This is a genomic window from Streptomyces odontotermitis, from assembly GCF_050510915.1.
In the GTDB taxonomy this organism is placed as follows: domain Bacteria; phylum Actinomycetota; class Actinomycetes; order Streptomycetales; family Streptomycetaceae; genus Streptomyces.
Map to the genome: position 1 here is coordinate 1 of NZ_JBNJLS010000051.1, position 1,625 is coordinate 1,625.

The 1,625-nt window shown below is 69.4% G+C and carries 3 protein-coding genes; all 3 read right to left on the reverse strand.

Translation table 11 applies throughout. The features are described 5' to 3' along the window. Positions 1-423: histidine kinase (locus ACQB60_RS45685; RefSeq protein WP_496932031.1), on the reverse strand; the 423-nt coding region annotated here is incomplete at its 3' end. Positions 424-510: 87 nt separating this feature from the next. Further along, the gene (locus tag ACQB60_RS45690; RefSeq protein WP_496932032.1) at positions 511-1,191 is read right to left on the reverse strand and encodes a response regulator; all 681 of its coding nucleotides are present in this window, start codon (positions 1,189-1,191) and stop codon (positions 511-513) included. A 29-nt stretch (positions 1,192-1,220) separates the two neighbouring features. After that, positions 1,221-1,625: potassium-transporting ATPase subunit C (locus ACQB60_RS45695; RefSeq protein ID WP_496932033.1), on the reverse strand; the 405-nt coding region annotated here is incomplete at its 5' end.

The following is a 1,625-nucleotide window of genomic DNA, read 5'->3' on the forward strand; positions in this document are numbered from 1 at the left end:
CACACCGGTGATGGACTCGACGACGTCGCCCAGCGACTCCAGGTGCTGGATGTTCGCCGTCGACACGACGTCGATCCCGGCGGCGAGCAGCTCCTGCACGTCCTGCCAGCGCTTCGCGTTCCGCGAGCCCGGGACGTTGGTGTGCGGGAGTTCGTCGACGAGGGCGACGGCGGGCCTCCGCTCCAGGACCGCGTCCAGGTCCATCTCCGTGAACACCGTGTCCCGGTAGGTGAGTTCACGGCGCGGGACCTGCTCCAGGCCGTGCAGCATCACCTCGGTGCGCGGCCGGCCGTGGTGCTCGACGAACGCCACGACCACGTCGGTGCCGCGCTCGACGCGCCGGTGCGCCTCGGACAGCATCGCGTACGTCTTGCCGACGCCCGGTGCCGAGCCGAGGTAGATCCGGAGCTTGCCGCGTGCCATCGTCTCGTCTCCGGGTTCGTTCGTGCGCGGGTCGGTGGGTTACGGAGGGCAGGGGGCCCGGGGGGAGCGGGGCCCGGGGAGGGGCGGTCACGCCTCGAAGCGGTAGCCCATGCCCGGCTCGGTGATGAGGTAGCGGGGGTGGGCCGGATCCGGCTCCAGTTTGCGCCTCAACTGGGCCATGTAGACCCGGAGATAGTTGGATTTCCCTCCATAGGACGGCCCCCACACCTCGCGCAGCAGGTGCTTCTGGGTGATGAGGCGTCCGGGGTTGCAGACGAGGATTTCGAGCAGATGCCACTCGGTGGGCGTCAGGCGCACGTCGCGCCCGTCCCGGGACGCCTTCTTGGCGACGAGGTCGACGGTGAAGGCGTCGGTCGTGACGACCGTTTCCGGGGCGGGCGCCACGCTCTGGGTGCGCCGGACGGCCGCCCTGAGCCGGGCCAGGAGCTCGTCCATGCTGAACGGCTTGGTCACGTAGTCGTCGGCGCCTGCGTCGAGCGCCGCGACCTTCTCGTCCGAGGCGCGCCGGGCGGACAGCACCAGGATGGGCACGCGGGACCAGCCGCGCAGCACCCTGATGACGTCCACGCCGTCGATGTCCGGCAGGCCCAGGTCGAGGACGACCACGTCGGGCCTGCGGGCCGCGGCGAACCGGAGGGCGGTGGTGCCGTCCGGTGCCGCGTCCACGTCGAACTTCCGCGCCTGCATGTTGATCACGAGGGCCCGTACGAGTTGTGGATCGTCCTCCACAACGAGCACTCGGGTCATGGCGGTACGGCCTTCCTCTCCCTCGGCCCTCAGCCCTGGGCCTTGACCAGTTCCTTGAGCGCGATGTTGAGCTTGAGGACGTTGACGCCGGGCTCCCCCATGAAGCCGAGGATCCGCCCGTCGGTGTGGTCCTCGACCAGCTTCTCCACCTTCGCGACGGGGAGGTGGTTCTTCTCCGCGACCCGGTGGACCTGGAGCTTGGCGTAGTCCGGGGAGATCTCCGGGTCGAGACCCGAGCCGGAGGAGGTGACCGCCTCGGCCGGCACGTCGGACGGCCTGACCTTGAAGTCCGGGGTCGAGTTGTCCTTGACGACGGCCGCCTGGGCGTCCTTGACCTGCTTGACGAGGTCCTTGTTGTCACCCGAAAGGTTGGTGGCGCCGGAGAGGATCAGCTTGTACTGGGTGTTGACGGTGTTCTCGCCGAGGCCGTTGGA

Excerpts from the sequence above, each read along its gene's own strand:
- ACQB60_RS45690 (WP_496932032.1), bottom strand. The coding sequence starts at position 1,191 with ATGACCCGAGTGCTCGTTGTGGAGGACGATCCACAACTCGTACGGGCC.